The sequence below is a fragment of the Okeania sp. SIO2B9 genome, from assembly GCF_010672505.1.
In the GTDB taxonomy this organism is placed as follows: Bacteria; Cyanobacteriota; Cyanobacteriia; order Cyanobacteriales; family Microcoleaceae; genus Okeania; species Okeania hirsuta.
Window position 1 is genome coordinate 1 of sequence record NZ_JAAHGK010000776.1, and the last position, 3,761, is coordinate 3,761.

General features: G+C 43.5%; 2 protein-coding genes. Both read left to right on the forward strand.

All coding sequences use genetic code 11. The features are described 5' to 3' along the window. The first annotated feature begins 34 nt into the window (after nt 1–34). Nucleotides 35–1,630: a DUF6603 domain-containing protein gene (locus F6K13_RS23180; protein ID WP_353735703.1), complete on the forward strand. Its 1,596-nt coding sequence runs from the start codon at nt 35–37 to the stop codon at nt 1,628–1,630. A gap of 30 nt (nt 1,631–1,660) precedes the next feature. Then, nucleotides 1,661–3,229 carry a hypothetical protein gene (locus F6K13_RS23185; protein WP_287288528.1) on the forward strand — a complete coding sequence of 523 codons (1,569 nt, stop codon included), beginning with the start codon at nt 1,661–1,663 and terminating at the stop codon, nt 3,227–3,229. Nucleotides 3,230–3,761: the final 532 nt, after the last annotated feature.

Sequence of the window (3,761 nt, forward strand, 5' to 3'; positions counted from 1 at the left end):
CTCAATTGCTTGAGATACTAAAGGAATTGAGGGAATAGCTCAACCCGATCCGAGTAATACTAAGGAGGTTATTACCGAACAATTAGAAAAGATAGAGCAATATATACCCCCAAAGATAGGTGCTGGATGGGGAGCCTTAGGTGTTAAATTGACCTGTTGTGAAACTATCGACTGCTTTGCTTTACTTGCCTTTTCTATCAGTAGGAATGATATTGAACTCAATTTATTAGGGATTGGGAATTTAACTTTTCCTAAAGTAAAACCGGCTGACATCGATCCACTTGCCGTGGCCGAAATAGCTTTACAAGCAAGGTTTAACCCCCTGGAAGGCGAATTGCTAGTTCGTGGACAACTGACTCCTAAATCTTATATTTTGAGTCCTGATTGCAAATTAACCGGGGGTTTGGCTCTCGGGGTATGGTATGCTGGAGAACACACCGGAGATTTTATCTTTACTCTTGGCGGTTTCCATCCTCGGTTTAACAAACCCGATTACTATCCTGATGTCCCCCGACTGGGCATGAAGTTGCAAATTGACAAGCACACTCATGCGACTGCTCAGGTTTATTGTGCCATTTGTGGTTATGGAGTTATGGCAGGGGGAGTGTTAAACGTAGGCTTTAGTTCTGGCAAGCTCTGGGCTAATTTTGAAGTAGAGGCTAATTTATTACTGGGTTTTGCACCTTTTCATTATGATATTGATATCCGTGCCCTTGTCAGTGCTGGTTTCGGTATTTTTGGTCCTGTGGAGGTAGGGGCAGATGTTCGGATTTTTGGTCCAGATTTGGGTGGTGAATTAAAGGTCAAAATTGGGCCAGTCTCTAAAACAATTGAGTTTGGCGATCAAGGTTCTCCTTCTGCGGAACCGATTGACTGGGCAAAGTTTCAGAATTTATTCTTACCCAAAGCGGAGGATGTTTGCAGCATAAATGCTGTTGATGGGTTGGTTAAGCAAGTTGTGGTAGACGACAAAGAAGTTTGGGTGATTAATCCTAAGTCGTTTGAGTTGACAACAAATAGCTTGATTCCTGCGAAAGAAGCGTTATATGGTGAGAGAAGACATGGGTGGTCGAATACTAATACAAATTTTGGTATTAATTCTATGGGTATTGACAAGGATGAGTTACAAACCTGCCATAAAGTAACTATTGTTATAAACCCTGGTGAAAGTCAAAAGAATGTTGAAGACAAATTTAAGTTTGAACCTATCTTAAAGTTAGCGTCCATTGCGACTTGGGGCATACCCAGGACATCATCATTTCTCGGGTTGTTTGTGAAGGTCTTACCCCCAGAAGTGAATCAAGAGCAATTCATTGATAATGTGTTCTTTGGTTTTAGGATTTTACCTGCCAATTTTCCCCGTGGGGGTGAGTCTCATGAAATTGCTGTAAAATACTTACAGGATGAAACTTATGCTATTGATGAGCGTTATACTTGGGAAAAGTTAGTAAAGTTTGTGCCGAATTCCGATTATAATGAAGAAGAAAGGCGCGAGCGCATTCAGGATACTGTCCATACTAATCCGGTTCGGAATGCGATTTTAGAAGCTTTAGGTTTTGATAAAAGTGAGGTGAGTATTAATGCCGACGAAGTGGCAAAGAGTTTTGTCTTTGCACCCCAAGTAAAGTAACATAATTTATTACCTTGTGGAGAAAACTAAATGACTGAAACAATCCGAAAAGAAATGCCTTTTAAAATAAGCTGGTGCTATCCACCGGATGATGGCGAGCCGGAATTATGCGATAAGCTACTCATAGGGCACCCGGATGAGGCGAGTCCCCTTGAGATTGGGATAACCAATATTCTGGCAGATAAAACTATTGCTATTGTTCCAGTTGGGGGAGATACTAAGGCAGACTCGACTAATTATCACTTTCAACTGAAGTTTAATCCAGGGATTTTAGTCAACCTGGATCTGGTAACAGTGGAGAGCGATAATTGGTCTCTTCATCGGGTGAATCATGCTAATTATGATAGTCTTTATTTACTTTGGAAGGGGAAGGAGGAAATTCGTCTCGCTCCTGAAGAAGCCACCGAGATTATCTTAGCTGGAAAGGCGGCCCAAGAACAGCCAGTCAATCACAGTTACAGCATGGGAATATATGTCAACATGAGTTGGCAATTTCTACATTTTAATGAGGTGAGGGCAGCAAGTGGTAACGCTCTGCCTCTAAACTCAAGTCAAGACTACTACGACTACATTACTTTAGGATTAGAAATGGTAAAAGATACTGGAGCAACTAATATCCCTCTCTTTGTCGGTTTTGTTAACGGTAACAAGGTGATCAATACTAATGATGTCACGAATAGTTTGCTACTGCGACTGACGAATACAAACATAACCAACGATGACAGCGGGAGTATTTTATTCAATTATTCATCCGATCCCGATAGAGCTTCTGAGTTACAGGTAGTGTTAGAGGTTGGAACACCAGAAGAAGCACCCTGGGCGTTGGGAACGGAAGATCAAGTTAATAAAATTTCTATTCAGATTCAAGGATGGGAGCAAAACGGACTAGAAGAGGTCATAGGCGGAGGTGAAGTCAAAGGATTAAGATGGAGGTTTGTTCCTATTCAGGAGTTGGAGTTAAAACCTCAAGAAACAATGTTAATAAAATTCGAGAATATAGTGACGAATCACCCCAGTGGCGATGCTAACCTCTATTTGTATTATAAAAATGTAGTAGGTTACAGGGATGGGAAGTTCTGTTCACAAGTTGAAAAGGTGGGAGGCGCTCTCAAGAGAGGAATGATCGTAATATGGTATGGAGAAAATATCCCCGAAGGGTGGCAGTTGTGCGATGGGAGCACGCCGGGCACGCCCGATCTGAGAGGGTGTTTTGTAAGAGGAATGGAAGAGGACGAAGAGGGAGCATGGGTGAGCCCAGAGGCTAGCGAGCAAGGGGTGACCTTGGAGCGCAGCCACATACCGTACCACAACCATTTCGACATAGATGGTCGTGCGAGCGAGACGCTGTCAATATACGAGAGCGATCCGGAAGCCTATGATGACGAGGAGCGTGTGGTGTTCAAATCAGGGTTGTTTACCAAAACGAGGAAGTATCGGCGCGTGCCCAAGCCTTTCGGTAAAGAGGGGAATGCCATAGTGTTCAGTGCGAGAAACGTACGAGAGGTGGATCGCAACGAATCCGAGTGGAACACCGTAACAGCGATGCCACAACCGAAACATGCGAAGATGAAGTTCATCATGTATGTGGGCAATGATTAAAAGGAAATAGGAACAGTATGCGAAAAAAAGGAGTGTAGGAAAAAAATACTTGACGGTTACCTACCCAAAAGAGCATAACAGGTACGTGAAACAATCCTACAACTCCTCCCTTAACCCACTGCCACCAACGGCAAAGGTACTGCCCAATGCGTTCAACGGACGCACCTTGCTCATAAAGCCGGGCTACCTTCACCCTACATCTTTCCACAGTCTGTAGGGCAACAGTCAACCCACCCGGGGAAAACCGATAGCCCAAAAAATCAAAGCCCCGGGCAATCCGTCCAATAAACGTTTTGTCTGGGTGCTTCTCCACCAACAACCCCTCCATTTCCAGGTGTACTGCTTTGATCGCCGCCCGCAACTTCCACCGAGTCGGTGCCAAAACCACCCAATCATTTCAGTTATCAGTTAACAGTTATCAGTTATCAGTACCTCTTATGAAGTAGGAGGTTTTAAATTTCGATTAAAACCCAAAAAAGCCATGACAACAACAAAACCAGACAAAGTCCAATTCCTTCAATTCCATCAACCC

Coding starts and splice junctions, on each gene's coding strand:
- F6K13_RS23185 (WP_287288528.1), top strand. CDS start 1,661: ATGACTGAAACAATCCGAAAAGAAATGCCTTTTAAAATAAGCTGGTGC.